Origin of the sequence: Oscillatoria sp. HE19RPO (assembly GCF_024220515.1) — a bacterium.
GTDB lineage: Bacteria > Cyanobacteriota > Cyanobacteriia > Cyanobacteriales > Laspinemataceae > Laspinema.
Window position 1 is genome coordinate 1 of sequence record NZ_JAMXOT010000067.1, and the last position, 13,934, is coordinate 13,934.

Below are 13,934 nucleotides of genomic sequence, written 5' to 3' on the forward strand. Positions count from 1 at the left end.
CAAAAAATAAAACCTTCAAAAAACCCGCAGGCTCAAGCCTGGGGCTACACGGACAAAGCGGTGCCTGCGCGGGCTAAAAGAGCCTTGTTAGGTGCGATCGCATCAAAGCAAGGATGATTTATTTGTTGGAATCCCCTTAAAGGTCTATAAAAACGGATTGTCGGAGTAAATGCTTGCGCCCAACTCAGGGCGCAAGCATTTACTCCGACAAATACAGCTTGACGCGGCTCGTTTTTATAGACTTATCAGTAGCGTATTCCGTATTACGGGTTTCCCCCCAGCCTTAGCCTAATTCGTTAACAAGAAATTATGGAATTATTGACCCTGGTTTTAACCGGAATTCTCACCTTAGTCTCCCCCGTTGGGGCGACATTCGATAATATCGCTGAGGGAGATATTCGTGAGGCCCTCCATGATGCCGAACAGTTGGAAGTCCGACTGGATAATGCGCCAAACTACGCCCTACTGAGGGGGAATATCCAACGGTTACGCTTTGCGGGGCGGGGATTGTACGTCACGCCAGAGCTTCGCATCGATACCGTGGAAATCGAAAGCGACCCGATCGCCGTCGATATTAACCGTCTCAACCAAGAAGACGCCACCTCAATCCCGCGCTTTCTGCGGGAACCCTTACAAGGGGCGATGCGCGTGGTCATCACCGAGGCCGACCTTAATCGGGCCTTGCGATCGCAAGCTGCGGCTGAACCCTTGCGAGAACTCGGCATCGGGCTCACCCGCACCAATGACCCCGAGGCCCAAAGCGACCCCCAACGCTTTCAAATAGTCAATCCCGAGGTCGAATTTTTAGCCAATAATCGAGTGCGCTTCCAGTTAGAAATTGCAGACCGCCGGGATAATGAATCTGTGCAAATCTTGTTAGAGACCGGGTTAGCCTCGGTTAATGGCGCAAGAATCCAAGCGGTCAACCCAACCATCCAGATTAATAATGAAGAGGCCCCCGCTCAGTTGATTACCATTTTCTCCCGAATCCTCGATCGCGCCCTAGACCTTAGAAAATATGAAGAGCGAGGATTACTAGCCCGGGTTTTAAAATTTGAGCTAGATAGCGATCGCCTAGAAATTGCCGCCTTTATTCGCATCGATCAGCCTGATGCGTTGTCAGTCTTGACTTCGGAGTAAGTTTTCTGGAAATTTAGCCGATTCCCTTGTAGTTTCTTGCCAAGGTCTACCGGCATCTTTAATTCTTTAATCAAGATGTAGCTATTTGTTCTTAAGGCATTGGCGATCGCCAATTAACCCGATGAGCGGCTCAGGGCTGGGAAGAATTCAGGGATGAGAACAGGGGATTCCGCGTACCGGATGCGAAGGGAACCCTCAGTTCAAAACCACCAAATCCGCATTTCTTATTAGTCAATATTGTTTAACTGTTGAGGAGAACTTTTGATATGCAAAATGGACAAACTCGCCGTATTCCCCTGGGTGTCATTGCCACCCTAGGAGCTGTCGTTGTCGCCGCCGGAGGTGGCACCGCTTGGTGGGCGGTGAATTCTCAAAAGGACGTCACCCTCAATGGCATGACTCCATCTCCCACCCAACCCCAGGACCCCGGGGTAAACATTGAGGTGACCCAGGACCCGAGTTTAACGCCTCCTACAGCCCTCAATCCCGTCGAGCAATCGGTGCAAATTTATGTGGTCCAAGATACCGGGACCCAATTTGAATTAGCCTCTGTCCCAGTGTCCGTACAGGCGACGGAACAACCCGAGGCGGTGTTAAAAGCCGCCTTTGATCGGTTAGTGACTCAACCGTCCAATAGTGCTGGCTTTAGCGAAATTCCCTCGGGGACCCAAGTGCTGAATGTCGAGGTCAAGGACAATGGCATCTATGTCAACCTCTCCCCTGAGTTTACCTCCGGGGGTGGCAGTAGCTCGATGACCGCTAGATTAGGGCAGGTGGTTTATACGGCGACCACCTTGGATCCAAATGCCTCCGTCTGGATTTCCGTCGGCGGTGAACCGTTGGAAGTATTGGGAGGTGAAGGGTTAGAGATTCCTCTGCCGATTACCCGCACTATTTTTGAGTCCGAGTTTCCCCTGTAATCCCAAATCCGGTTGGTAAAAGTCGGTTTTCGCTCCTCCGCCCGCGCAGGCGGGCTTTGTCCCTGTAGCCCCACCCTTGAGGGTGTGGGTTTTTCTGGAATCCGGTTTTCAAAGTAAAAACCCACACCCTTGAGGGTGTGGGTTTTTGCTTATCGTTTTCCATGCAAGCTCAAGGAGCGAAATTGACGCGCTTGTTCTTCAATCCGTTCGGCAAGGCGATCGCAGACTAGATTACATAGCTCGAAAATCAAAGGATCTTCGACCCGATAATAAGCCGAAGTGCCTTCCGTGCGACGACTGAGGATTCCGGCTTGCAGCATGACTTTCAGATGTTTAGACACATTGGCCTGACTGGTGGAAGTGGCATCCACTAATTCTTGTACACATTTTTCACCATCTCTGAGTAAGTTTAAGAGCTTCAAGCGCATGGGCTCACTCAAAATACTGAAATATTCCGCCACTTGTTGCAATACCTCTGGGGGTAAGGGTTGCGCTCGTTTCATGGCTAATGGTCCTAAAGAATTACCCATTTTTCTATGTTTCCATTGTAACAGTAAACAGGTTTATGACAATTAAGTAATTAAACGGGTCTGACTGTTGGGCCGATTGCCTTGCGCTCAAGACAATCGACTCACCCCAACCGACCGAAACCATTACTCGGGGCTAATCCGCATCAAAGGCTGACCGTATTCCACGGGAGTGCCATTTTCGACCAAAATTTCCACCACTTGTCCGGAAACCTCCGCCTCAATTTCATTCATCAACTTCATCGCCTCAATGATGCAGACGGTTTGGCCGAGTTTGATGCGATCGCCGATCGCCACAAATGGCGGTTCATCCGGAGAGGGAGAGCGATAGAACGTCCCCACCATTGGGGAAATGACCTCCAAAAACTTGCGATCGTTCGTCACCGGAGCGGGAGCCGGAGCACCGGGAGCATTCCCCCCCGTCGGCCCAGAGGTCCCCGACGAGGGAGGGGGTGTCGGAATAGCAGGCTCCACCGGGGGACCCGAAGGGGCGATCGCCCCAGTTCCCTCAACCATCGGAATCAACCCCGGATCAACCGGGATCCCCACCCGCTCCGCAATCATCCGGTCTTTGCGTAGGGTCAGTTCAAAATCGCCACTTTTTAAAATCAGCTCAGAAATATCCGTTCCATTGAAAGCCCCAAGCAGCTCACTCAGTTGGCTTAAATCCAGTTGCACAGTTTCTTTGACCCCGTAAAATCAACGTTATTCTTTAGTTTTTCCCCATCCAGCCAAACCCAGGGCGATCGCCTCAAATCCCCGGGATAGACCCACTGCGATCGGCCTCGAAAGCAGCCCAGGAGAGCGAATAAACACCACTCTCCGGAGTGCAAAGACACAAGAGGACTGACCGCTAGTCGGTAAGCGCGAAACGTTATGATTCTCGGCCCAGATAGGAATCGTTACGGGTATCGATTTTAATCCGTTCACCGATCGTAATGAACAACGGAACCATCACTTCAGCCCCAGTTTCCACCGTCGCGGGTTTAGTGCCACCCGTTGCCGTATCCCCTTTAATACCCGGATCGGTTTGCGTCACTTCCAAAACCACCGAGTTAGGCAACTCGACTTCCAGCACTTGTTCGCCCCAACGGACGACATTCACTTCCATCCCTTCCTTGAGATACTTGACGCGATCGCCAATTTGCTGCTCACTCAAACGGGTCTCTTCATAGGTTCCCATATCCATAAACACTAACTGTTCACCTTCTCTATAGGTGTACTGCATCGTATTTTTTTCTAACGTCGCTTGTGGCACGCTCTCTGCCGCACGAAACGTGCGCTCAATCACGCTGCCAGTCTGGACATTCTTTAATTTCGTGCGAACAAAGGCCGAGCCTTTACCGGGTTTGACATGGAGGAATTCAACCACCCGCCACACAACCCCATCTAATTCAATTGTGACGCCGGTGCGAAAGTCATTACTGGAAATCATGAATCTTTATTCGTGGAGAATAATCGGGATTTTATTTTACCGCGAATTCTCCCCTGCAATGGTATTGGATCAAATTGCAACTTTCCGATCCCCTCCCATCCTCGATCAGAATTCCCTAGGGATGCCCCCGTGCAACTTCCCTCGGTATGGGAAGATTGATCCATGCCGATTAAAAAGGATTCAGAGATATATTGATGCTGGCTTCACCTAAAAAAATTACAAATTTATGGCAACGCGGCCTCAAAGCCGCTTTATTGGTCGTACTGATGACCAGTCTTTCCCTGGGATTGAGCGCTGCCTGGTGGGATGGCGGCAACAGTTCCACACCGAATCGCACCAGTGTCCTGCCTCAAGGCAATGCCATCACCGATGGTAAAGCCCTGTTGCGATACGCCTTACCCATTGACAATCAAGCCCTGCGCGAGGCCCAAAGCAGCTTAGAAGATATTTCCCAGCAACTGCGAGGGAAACGCTGGAGTCCCATCACCAGTGATCTGACCAAAGCTGCCGGGATTTTTACTAATCGCGAGGCGGATATCTTGGAGGATATTCCCGAATCTCAACAAGCCAACGCCAGTGCTATCCTCGACCAAATTAAAGAGGAAATTGGCACCGTGCGATCGTCCGTCGAGGTTCAGGATAAACCCGCCACTCAGGAGGGCCGCGATCGCCTCCTGGATTTAGTCGGCCAACTCGAAGAGATGATGGTCGCCAAATTCCCTTATGAAGTCCCCGCAGAATACAGCCATCTGCCTCAACTCCTGGGCCGCGCCACCGTCGCTGTCGAAACCAACAAAGGCAATCTGACCGTAGTCCTAGACGGATATAGCGCCCCAGTAACCTCCGGCAACTTTGTGGATCTCGTCCAGCGCGGATTTTACGATGGCCTAGAATTTATTCGCTCAGAAGATTTCTATGTCCTCCAAACCGGAGACCCAGTGGGACCGGACCAAGGCTTTATCGACCCCGATACCGGAGAATATCGCAATATTCCCCTGGAAGTTCTCGTCCGAGGAGATATTCAACCCACCTATGGGATTACCTTGGAAGAGGCGGGACGATTTCGAGAACAGCCGGTCCTCCCCTTCTCCGCCTTTGGAACTGTAGCAATGGCCCGCCCAGAAGATGACCCCGATGGCGGTTCTTCTCAGTTTTTCTTCTTCCTGTTTGAACCGGAGTTAACCCCGGCAGGTCTCAATTTGCTCGATGGTCGCTATTCGGTCTTTGGCTATGTGGTCGAAGGGAAGGAAATTTTAGAAAAGCTCAAACAGGGGGATCAGATTCTCTCCATGAAAGTGGTCCAAGGCATGGAAAATTTCGTTCCCGCCCAAACTAGCTAAGGGTTGAGGGTTGAGAGAAACGGGAGCATTTCAATTTGTTCAAGAGACCTAACCCCCCAGCCCCCTTCCCTACGAGGGAAGGGGGAGAAAGACATTTATTCCCCCCTCGGTGAAAAGACATTTATTCCTTATCCCTCCCTCTCCCGCAAAGACATTCATTCCTTATACCTCCCTCTGCTCTTAGGGGAGGGCCTTAGGAGGGGTGGAGAGGGCTGGGGAGAGGTGGGGAGGGGGCACCGGGGGAGAGGTCAGACTGGGTTTTAGGCAAAATTGAGATGCTCCCTCAGAAACTGACGATTTGCAGCAGTTTCAAAGCAGAAGTCTAGTGGGTTTTTCCACTAGACTTTACTGTAAAGTTTTGTTTAATTTATGGGCAAATCGCAGACAGCTCGCTAAAGTAGTAGTCAATCAAGCGATATCCCTCTTTATGACAGAAGAGGGATAATCTAGAATAGTTATAATGCAAATGCAATTTGGAGTAAAAATGTTTGACAGAGAATCCCACCCTATAGCACAGCTTCCTTTTGTGAAGCAACGAGAACAGTGGAAAACAGAAGATATTTATGTAGATGACGTTAGGCTAGAAATAGCTGGGCATCCTGTAATGCAAAGATGGGAAGATCCTTACATGAAAAAGCTTGCAGAAATTGCGACTATGAATGGGGGACGAGTTCTGGAAGTGGGTTTCGGTTTGGGGATTGCAGCATCATACATTCAAGAAGCTCTATTGGAAGAACATCATATTATTGAAGCTAACGATCACATTTTTGAACGACTGAAGGGTTTTGCAAAGTCTGCGAAGTGTCCTACTATTTTACATTCAGGTTTTTGGGAAGATATTTCAAGTAACTTTGATGATGAGTTTTTTGATGGAATTTTATTTGACACCTACCCTATTACATTAAAGGAACTTCCTACTGCAAGATTTTCTTTCTTTTCTGAAGCTTATAGACTTCTAAAGACTGGAGGCGTTTTCACCCACTACTCTGGGGAGTTAAACTTTATTCCAAAATATAAGGCATATCTTTTAAAAGCTGGCTTTACAAATTTTTCCGGTGAACTCGTTTCTGTAAATCCTCCAACTGATTGTTTATATTGGTCTAATAATCAAATAATGGCACCAACCATTATTAAAAGTTAATAATAGACCTCTTGCACGGGTTGCGGAGCGATCCCCCCAACCCCCTAAAAAAGGGGGGCTTAAGAGATTTCTGCAAGAGGGCTATTGTCGCCGCCTCAATCCCCAACTTCATATTGCAGATTGCCAACAATATATAAACTTGCGATTTTAGCGCGTCTCCCAACAATAGCCACCCACAGCTATCTCTAAAATATTAGACTTCTTGCATAGGTTGCTGAGCGATCCCCCCAACCCCCCTTAACAAGGGTACCCTTAACAAGGGGGGCTTAAGAGATTTCTGCAAGAGGTCTACTATTTTGGGGAGGTTAGAAACGGGGTGAACAAAAAGCCAGAAAATTCCCCTTCGGTTCGAGAGTTGGGGGAACAGGGACTGTTGAAACGATTGCATCGATTTTGTCCACCAGAGTGGGTGGGGGATGATGCAGCAGCGATCGCCATGACACCGGAAGCGAATCGGTCGTTGGTGGTAACGACGGATATGTTGGTGGATGGGGTGCATTTTAGCGATCGCACCACCTCCGCTGAAGATGTGGGGTGGCGCGCGGCAGCGGCGAATTTATCGGATTTAGCCGCAATGGGTGCTACTCCCTTAGCAATTACCGTCAGTTTAGGATTGCAGGGGGATACTCCTGTGTCTTGGGTGGAGGGCGTTTATACCGGGATGGTGAGTTGTTTGGATGCTTATCAGACAGCGATCGCCGGTGGGGATGTTTGTAAAGCGCCGGTGAATGTGATTTCGATTACGGCTTTTGGGTGGGTGCCAACGGACCGGACGATTCGGCGGCAGAATGGGAAACCGGGGGATGCGATCGTTGTAACTGGGGTGCATGGAGCCTCCCGTGCGGGATTAGAATTATTGCTGCATCCGGAAACAGGAAAGGATTGGTTAGAAGAGGAGATTCGGGAATTAATTACCGCCCATCAGCGTCCGCATCCACGACTGGATGTGGTCCCGATTTTGTGGGAGGTGATGGGGGAAGAAGGAGAGATTGCGGGAATGGATAGTTCTGATGGGTTAGCCGATGCGATCGTGCAAATTGCGCGATCGAGTGGGGTTGGGGCGACTCTAGACCGGGGTTTAATTCCGGTGCCAGGGAGTTTGAAGCAGAGAGTGGGGGAAGAACGGGCCGTGGAGTGGGCCTTGTACGGGGGAGAAGATTTTGAACTCGTGCTGTGCTTACCCCCTCCGGTAGCGCGTGAGTTTGTAGAACGGGTTGGAAACGGGGCGGCGATTGTCGGGACCCTAACAAAAAGCACCAGGGTTTGTCTAACTGACTCCACTGGTGCTTATGCTGACGAAGTGATCACCCAAAGTTTGAGTTTTCAGCATTTTTAAGCTGAAGGTGATGAGTTTTGAACGGTGAACGAATCAGTCCGACATCAAAACTCATTGCCCGCTTAATTTTATGCTTGCCATTTTTGAGCGACGAGTTCGGCTAAATCAACCACACGCTGAGAGTAACCCCACTCATTATCGTACCAGCCGATGACTTTCACCATGTTTCCATCCATGACCATAGTCAAGCTGGCATCGACAATAGACGATGCATCATGACCTTTATAGTCAGAGGAAACTAAAGGTTCATCACTGTATTCCAAAATGCCTTTCATCGAACCTTTAGCCGCTGCTTCTAAGACTTCATTGACTTGTTCGGCAAAGGTATTTTTCTCGACTTGAGCCACAAAATCCACGACCGAAACGTTCGGTGTTGGCACCCGCATCGCGATCCCGTTCAACTTACCGGCCATCTCTGGAATGACTAAAGCCACGGCTTTAGCTGCACCAGTGGAAGTCGGGACGATATTGAGTGCCGCAGCACGTGCCCGACGGACATCCCGGTGGCTGGCATCAAGCAACCGTTGGTCGCCAGTGTAGCTGTGGGTTGTGGTCATCATGCCTTTGATGATGCCAAAGTTGTCATTAATGACCTTAACGATGGGAGCCAAACAGTTCGTTGTACAACTGGCATTACTGACGATGTTGTACTCGTTGGGGTCGTACTTGTCATGGTTCACTCCCATGACAAAAGTGCCAACTTTGCTACCTTTTCCAGGAGCAGTAATCAACACCTTTTTTGCACCTGCTTGAATATGCTTTGAGGCACCTTCTTCGGTTACGAAGACCCCGGTGGATTCAATAACCAAATCAACTCCCCAAGCAGCCCAGGGCAAGTTTAAGGGATTGCGATCGGAGACACATTTAATGGTCTTGCCGTTGACAGTAATGGAGTTTTCATCGGCACTAATGTCAGCATCCAACGTTCCCAACATGGAATCATATTTGAGTAGATGGGCGTTGGTGCTTGGGTCGGAGGTATCGTTTACACCGACCAGTTCGAGTTGGCTGTTGGATCTGGTTAACCAGCAGCGCAGGAAGTTGCGTCCGATACGTCCAAAACCGTTAATCGCTACTCTAATCACTGCGTCTTGCCCCTTTCTTTAATGTAAAACTGCCTAACGTAATGAACCCAATCATATCGCAACAGGTGTCAATTTCGATCAGATTTTTTAAAGTCTGGGGATCGAGCTAGAGTGCGGTGGTAGCGGGTACTGTGGGTTCTGATAAAGGTGGTGAGTTTGGATATAAATTTGGACGGGTTCGGGAACCCAGGTGCGGATTTTGGGCCAGTCGCACCAATGGCGACGCAGTAAGGTTGAAGAGATCGGCAGGGTTTGGGATTGTAAAATTTGCCAGCGCAGAGTAATCTGTCGGGTCTTAAAGGCGATCGCGACTTGTTGGCAAATCTGCTCGGTTTTGATCGGCGCGGTGTTGTCCTGGTGGTTCGAGGGATTTGTACCTACAGTGGAGTGAAAAGTAGGCTGTCCTTCCTGAAGGTTTAGGGGGGAGATTTCCATGAACAAGGGAGTTTTTTCGGGGGAATTGACCTGGGGTTGGGATAGCGATCGCGGTGCAACCAACCACTCAAAAGCCTCAACCAGTTCAGAAGCACGATACCATTTCGGCAGGGTAGAAAAGGCGTCGGCCCCGATAATCCAATACCATTGGCTATCCGGATAGCGCTGTTGGAGGGTTTGTCCGGTGACGATCGCATACCCAGCTTTGGGGTCAGTAGGGGGCGGTGGACCGAGGCAAAAGGCGGGTTCTGGGGCAGTCGCCAACCGGACCATTTCCTGGCGATGCTCAAATTCGACCTGGGATTGCTGACGGGGATCGCGCTTGTGGCGATCGCTAACCCATATAATCTGGTGTAATCCCACCTGTTCTAAGGCGGCGTAAGCGATTCCCAAATGCCCCCAATGAATCGGGTCAAAGGTTCCGCCTAAAATCGCTCTTTTTTTGATCGGCTCAGGCTGCATTCTTTCCCGTAAACTTGGTTGGAGATGGCTGTTACTTGAGGTCGGTCATTTTCCCTTGGATTGGAGGCTCCGAAGCTCACCAATCATCGCCATCATAACCCGCTGTGATTTCCTATTCCTGCGTTTTAATGGTATTTTTTCCGGAAACCCCCTAGCAACCGATGGAGGCACTTGTGCGATAGGAAGAGTGCTTTCCCCTTTGTTCTGCGACGTTTCAGGAGCGTACTTTAACCTAACTTAGGTGAGGTTATTCGCTCACTTTGGGAATCCCGAGTGATTTTCCGTTTTTCTTGACCATCGGTTATGGTAAACACACCAAAAAGGTTTAACCCTAGAAAAATCTCGGGAAAAGACTACGGATCGGGTGTATTCGACACTAGAATCGAAAAATGATTCTTCAGGGAGAGCGCTCAATTTCTGTTATGACTGTATCGTACAAAAACAATTCTTGATATGATATCGCGTGTTATTGGCGTGGTGTGGTGTGTAAGGAGCTTACAATGCACAATTCTATCGATCTAAGTGGCAAACCCTTTCATTTCATCGGAATCGGTGGAATCGGAATGTCAGCGCTTGCCTACATTTTAGCAAAACGGCAGGTCCCGGTATTTGGATCCGATATTCGGTCTAGCCATATCACTCAGCGCTTGCAAGAAAATGGAGCGCAAATTTTTTGGCGTCAAGATGCCAGCAACCTGGATTTTTACCGACAAACCAACGCCTCAACCGATGAAGCGGCAGTTTTGAGTTCAGCAAACAAGGAGGGGTCGGGAGGTTTACCGGCGATCGCGCCGAAACCCGTCAGATTAGCCGCCAACGGCATTCCCTCCCCAGTTAATTTGCCGCAAGTGATTTGCTCAACGGCGATCGATGGAGCCAATAGCGAATATCAAGCCGCTTTAGACTCGGGTTGTCCCATCTTTCACCGCTCCGACTTACTGGCTGCTTTAATATCCGAATATCAAAGTATTGCCGTTGCCGGAACCCACGGGAAGACCACAACCAGTTCAATGCTGGCTTATGTGCTGTTAAAGGCCGGTTTAGACCCCACAATTGTGGTCGGGGGAGAAGTCAAAGCCTGGGAAGGGAACGCTCGTCTGGGAGAAGGACCCTATCTAGTGGCAGAAGCGGACGAATCCGATGGGACCCTCGCCAAACTCTCGGCAAAAATTGGCGTGGTGACCAACATCGAACTGGACCATCCGGACCATTACCAAAGCTTGGATCAAGTCATCGAGATTTTTGAAACCTTTAAAGAGCGCTGCACCGAATTAGTCGGATGTATTGATTGCCCCACCGTGCGCGATCGCATTCAACCGGGCATCTCCTACAGCCTCAACCTCGATTCCGGTGCCGACTACACCGTAGACTGTATCGCTTATAGAGCCGACGGCACCACCGCGAGGGTTTGGGAGAGAGGTCAAATTCTCGGCCAACTGTCCATTTCCCTCCTCGGTGCCCATAACCTGAGTAACGCTCTAGCCGTCGTTGCCGTCGGACGCTTGGTCGGTTTAGACTTCGCCACCATTGCCCGGGAAATTGCTACATTCGAGGGCGCTTGTCGCCGGTTTGAGACCCGAGGTACCTACAATGACATCCAATTTGTAGATGACTACGCCCATCACCCCAGTGAAATTCGGGCCACCCTCCATGCAGCGAGTCTGCAAACCAAAGGATTGCGTTCTCGTGCCAGTCGCGTTGTCGCCGTATTTCAACCCCATCGTTACAGCCGAACTCGGGCATTTTTAGCCGAGTTTGCTGAATCATTCAGCGATGCTGATTTAGTCCTGGTGACCGACATTTACAGTGCCGGGGAAGCGAATGAATTTCAACTGAGCGGACAACAAGTCGCCGACGAAATCGCCGCTCATCATCCTCGGGTGCATTACAGTCCTTCTATGTCTGATGTGAGCGAGTTTCTTAGCGAAGCCTTGCTCCCGGGTGACCTCGCCTTATTTCTGGGGGCTGGTAATTTGAATCAGATCATTCCGGAAGTCATGGCATTTCATCAACAGGTCGAGCAAACGGCTCTGGCAGAAGCACGCCATCGAGCCTGAACGCCAGTAAGTTTCTAGGGAACAGGAGGGCGATCTCTCCTCGAAATACCCTGGATGATTGACGTTCATAAACAGTGGTCTATAGGGATTTAAGCACCTGGATTATCATGACTCTTTCCTCCGATACTGTACGCATCCTCAGCCCTTCCGTGGTTAAGCAACCGGCCAAGAATCCACATCTGACTCCCGTCAACGGGGATCGGGATCGCTCCCAGTCTATTTATTTAGCCGGAACCGCTTGTCAGATTAAGTCCAATGTTTCCTTATCAACCTTTACCTCCTTTCGAGTAGGAGGTCCTGCTGAATGGTACGTTGCACCTAAACAGATAGAAGAGGTCCAAGCCTGTTTAGAATGGGCCAAGGCTGAAGGATTACCCGTCACCTTCTTGGGTGCGGGTTCTAATCTGTTAGTTAGCGATCGCGGCATTCCCGGTTTGGCGATTTCTACCCGCCATCTGCGCTATAGCCGCTTTAATCCCGAAACCGGGCAAGTCACCGTTGCCGCAGGTCAGTCCCTGCCTCGTCTGGCTTGGCAAGCGGCTCAATTGGGATGGGAAGGACTGGAGTGGGCCGTGGGAATTCCCGGTACCGTCGGGGGAGCTGTCGTGATGAATGCCGGTGCTCACGGGAGTTGTGCCTCGGAGATTTTAGTAAAGACTCAGGTGGTGTCCCGCCAGGGAAGCATCTCCACCCTCACCCCGGAAGAGTTGGGGTATAGCTATCGCACCTCGGTCCTCCAAGGGGGCGATCGCCTAGTCACCGAGGCCACTTTTCAACTCAAACCCGGAGCGGACCCCGCTCAGGTCCAAGCTACCACCTCCGAACAACTCGAACATCGCAAATCCACCCAACCCTATCACCTGCCCAGTTGTGGCAGTGTCTTCCGCAATCCTGACGGATACCGAGGGGCCGGATGGTTAATTGAGCAAGCCGGACTTAAAGGATATCAGATTGGCAGCGCTCAGGTTGCTGAACGTCATGCCAACTTTATTGTCAATTGTGGCGGCGCAAAAGCCAGCGATATTTTCCAGTTGATTCGGTATGTTCAATCGCGAGTTGAGGAACATTGGGCTGTACTTTTAGAACCAGAAGTTCGCACGATTGGCGAGTTTCAAGCCCTGTAACCTCATCGATTGACAGGCGATCGCACCCGATGGTTCGGCATAACACCCGCTCATCCCCCCGGCTGGGTCAATGGCATACTGCAATTATCGCGTGGTAGTATTGCTAAGGGTAATGCCCACGAGGGTCTGATTCTGACGTTAAAGCGCCAGAGCTTCAGCACTCCACAGTACGGTGAGGCACACCGGAACTGGCTCTTAACATCAAGGGCAAAATGCTTGGAGAAAGCGGCACTTGTCTCCTAAAAGTCTCCTAGTTTTAGGAGACTATTTTAGGGTCAGTCCCCTGGAAGAACCAAGAATCCACAGCAGCGATCGCGCCGCTCAATCATGTCAACATCGATTTGAACCCATACAGAGTTAACCCGTTATGGCAGGAAAAGGACAGGGAGGATTTGGTTTCGGTCTCGGCAAAATGAAAGAGCTGACTGAAGCCTTCAAAAAAGCTCAACAAGTACAAGAAGGTGCTAAAAAGCTTCAAGAAGAATTAGATGAACTCGAAGTCATCGGAGAAGCCGGTGGTGGTTTGGTTAAAGTCGTTTTAAGCGGCAACCAAGAACCCCGTCGGGTCGAAATTTCCCCCGATGCTCTGGGGGAAGGAGCCGAAGTGGTTTCCGAACTGGTTGCCGTTGCGATGACAGATGCATATAATAAATCCACCGCAACCATGCGCGAACGGATGGAAGAATTAACAGGTGGGCTCAATCTGCCCGGTCTGTAACTGCTATAGCTCAGGCAGTCGTCTTTGTATCGAGTCTAATCCATATAAAACTCCGAGATGTTTGGGAACTGCGCTCTTTAGAGCGCAGAGGAAAAACGAACGAGCGGTTTTAACCGCCTATCCCTTGCCTATCCCTTAGTGCTACAATGTAGTCATTAACGTTTTTAGCGTTTCATCCACAGTTGCAAGCTGCAAAGCCTCTGCGCCCCAGGCC

Annotated in this window: 13 protein-coding genes; 8 read left to right on the forward strand and 5 right to left on the reverse strand. The window is 50.2% G+C overall.

The genetic code is table 11. The features are described 5' to 3' along the window. The first annotated feature begins 309 nt into the window (after positions 1-309). Both NG833_RS07195 and NG833_RS07200 read left to right on the forward strand, forming a co-directional pair. Positions 310-1,140 carry a DUF2993 domain-containing protein gene (locus tag NG833_RS07195; protein WP_254564622.1) on the forward strand — a complete coding sequence of 277 codons (831 nt, stop codon included), beginning with the start codon at positions 310-312 and terminating at the stop codon, positions 1,138-1,140. 266 nt (positions 1,141-1,406) lie between these two features. Next, the gene (locus NG833_RS07200) at positions 1,407-2,060 is read left to right on the forward strand and encodes a GerMN domain-containing protein (RefSeq protein ID WP_254564623.1); all 654 of its coding nucleotides are present in this window, start codon (positions 1,407-1,409) and stop codon (positions 2,058-2,060) included. Between the two features lie 149 nt (positions 2,061-2,209). On the opposite strand, the gene NG833_RS07205 is transcribed toward NG833_RS07200, so the two are convergent. The 3 genes from NG833_RS07205 to efp all read right to left on the reverse strand — a co-directional run bounded on the left by NG833_RS07205 (position 2,210) and on the right by efp (position 4,022). Then, on the reverse strand, positions 2,210-2,563 hold the full coding sequence (locus NG833_RS07205; protein ID WP_254564633.1) for a helix-turn-helix transcriptional regulator: 354 nt from the start codon (positions 2,561-2,563) through the stop codon (positions 2,210-2,212). Positions 2,564-2,713: 150 nt separating this feature from the next. Next, entirely contained in the window at positions 2,714-3,265 is a 552-nt protein-coding gene (gene accB / locus NG833_RS07210; RefSeq protein WP_254564624.1) for an acetyl-CoA carboxylase biotin carboxyl carrier protein, read from the reverse strand. A 196-nt stretch (positions 3,266-3,461) separates the two neighbouring features. Beyond that, positions 3,462-4,022, reverse strand: a complete 561-nt coding sequence (efp, locus tag NG833_RS07215; protein ID WP_254564625.1) for an elongation factor P — start codon at positions 4,020-4,022, stop codon at positions 3,462-3,464. A gap of 194 nt (positions 4,023-4,216) precedes the next feature. On the opposite strand from efp, the gene NG833_RS07220 reads away from it, so the two are divergent. The 3 genes from NG833_RS07220 to thiL all read left to right on the forward strand — a co-directional run bounded on the left by NG833_RS07220 (position 4,217) and on the right by thiL (position 7,839). Next, a complete protein-coding gene (locus NG833_RS07220) occupies positions 4,217-5,362 on the forward strand; it encodes a peptidylprolyl isomerase (protein WP_254564626.1) in 1,146 nt (381 codons plus the stop codon). 460 nt (positions 5,363-5,822) lie between these two features. Continuing rightward, entirely contained in the window at positions 5,823-6,503 is a 681-nt protein-coding gene (locus NG833_RS07225; RefSeq protein ID WP_254564627.1) for a class I SAM-dependent methyltransferase, read from the forward strand. Positions 6,504-6,819: 316 nt separating this feature from the next. Then, a complete protein-coding gene (thiL, locus tag NG833_RS07230; RefSeq protein WP_254564628.1) occupies positions 6,820-7,839 on the forward strand; it encodes a thiamine-phosphate kinase in 1,020 nt (339 codons plus the stop codon). Positions 7,840-7,907: 68 nt separating this feature from the next. Here thiL and NG833_RS07235 read toward each other — a convergent pair whose 3' ends face one another. Then, the gene (locus NG833_RS07235) at positions 7,908-8,924 is read right to left on the reverse strand and encodes a type I glyceraldehyde-3-phosphate dehydrogenase (protein ID WP_254564629.1); all 1,017 of its coding nucleotides are present in this window, start codon (positions 8,922-8,924) and stop codon (positions 7,908-7,910) included. Positions 8,925-9,011: 87 nt separating this feature from the next. Beyond that, positions 9,012-9,821, reverse strand: coding sequence for a nicotinate (nicotinamide) nucleotide adenylyltransferase (nadD, locus tag NG833_RS07240; protein WP_254564630.1), 810 nt, complete (start codon positions 9,819-9,821; stop codon positions 9,012-9,014). A gap of 500 nt (positions 9,822-10,321) precedes the next feature. Here nadD and murC point away from each other — a divergent pair, with 500 nt between their 5' ends. From murC to NG833_RS07255, 3 genes are all read left to right on the forward strand, one after another. Beyond that, a complete protein-coding gene (murC, locus tag NG833_RS07245) occupies positions 10,322-11,878 on the forward strand; it encodes a UDP-N-acetylmuramate--L-alanine ligase (protein ID WP_254564631.1) in 1,557 nt (518 codons plus the stop codon). Positions 11,879-11,985: 107 nt separating this feature from the next. Continuing rightward, positions 11,986-13,002 carry a UDP-N-acetylmuramate dehydrogenase gene (gene murB, locus NG833_RS07250; protein ID WP_254564632.1) on the forward strand — a complete coding sequence of 339 codons (1,017 nt, stop codon included), beginning with the start codon at positions 11,986-11,988 and terminating at the stop codon, positions 13,000-13,002. Between the two features lie 367 nt (positions 13,003-13,369). After that, positions 13,370-13,720, forward strand: coding sequence for a YbaB/EbfC family nucleoid-associated protein (locus tag NG833_RS07255; RefSeq protein ID WP_015146989.1), 351 nt, complete (start codon positions 13,370-13,372; stop codon positions 13,718-13,720). The last annotated feature ends 214 nt before the right edge of the window (positions 13,721-13,934 follow it).

Coding starts and splice junctions, on each gene's coding strand:
- NG833_RS07220 (WP_254564626.1), top strand. CDS start 4,217: ATGCTGGCTTCACCTAAAAAAATTACAAATTTATGGCAACGCGGCCTC.
- murB (WP_254564632.1), top strand. CDS start 11,986: ATGACTCTTTCCTCCGATACTGTACGCATCCTCAGCCCTTCCGTGGTT.
- NG833_RS07205 (WP_254564633.1), bottom strand. CDS start 2,563: ATGAAACGAGCGCAACCCTTACCCCCAGAGGTATTGCAACAAGTGGCG.
- NG833_RS07200 (WP_254564623.1), top strand. CDS start 1,407: ATGCAAAATGGACAAACTCGCCGTATTCCCCTGGGTGTCATTGCCACC.
- NG833_RS07255 (WP_015146989.1), top strand. CDS start 13,370: ATGGCAGGAAAAGGACAGGGAGGATTTGGTTTCGGTCTCGGCAAAATG.
- NG833_RS07195 (WP_254564622.1), top strand. CDS start 310: ATGGAATTATTGACCCTGGTTTTAACCGGAATTCTCACCTTAGTCTCC.
- NG833_RS07225 (WP_254564627.1), top strand. CDS start 5,823: ATGCAAATGCAATTTGGAGTAAAAATGTTTGACAGAGAATCCCACCCT.
- nadD (WP_254564630.1), bottom strand. CDS start 9,821: ATGCAGCCTGAGCCGATCAAAAAAAGAGCGATTTTAGGCGGAACCTTT.
- efp (WP_254564625.1), bottom strand. CDS start 4,022: ATGATTTCCAGTAATGACTTTCGCACCGGCGTCACAATTGAATTAGAT.
- murC (WP_254564631.1), top strand. CDS start 10,322: ATGCACAATTCTATCGATCTAAGTGGCAAACCCTTTCATTTCATCGGA.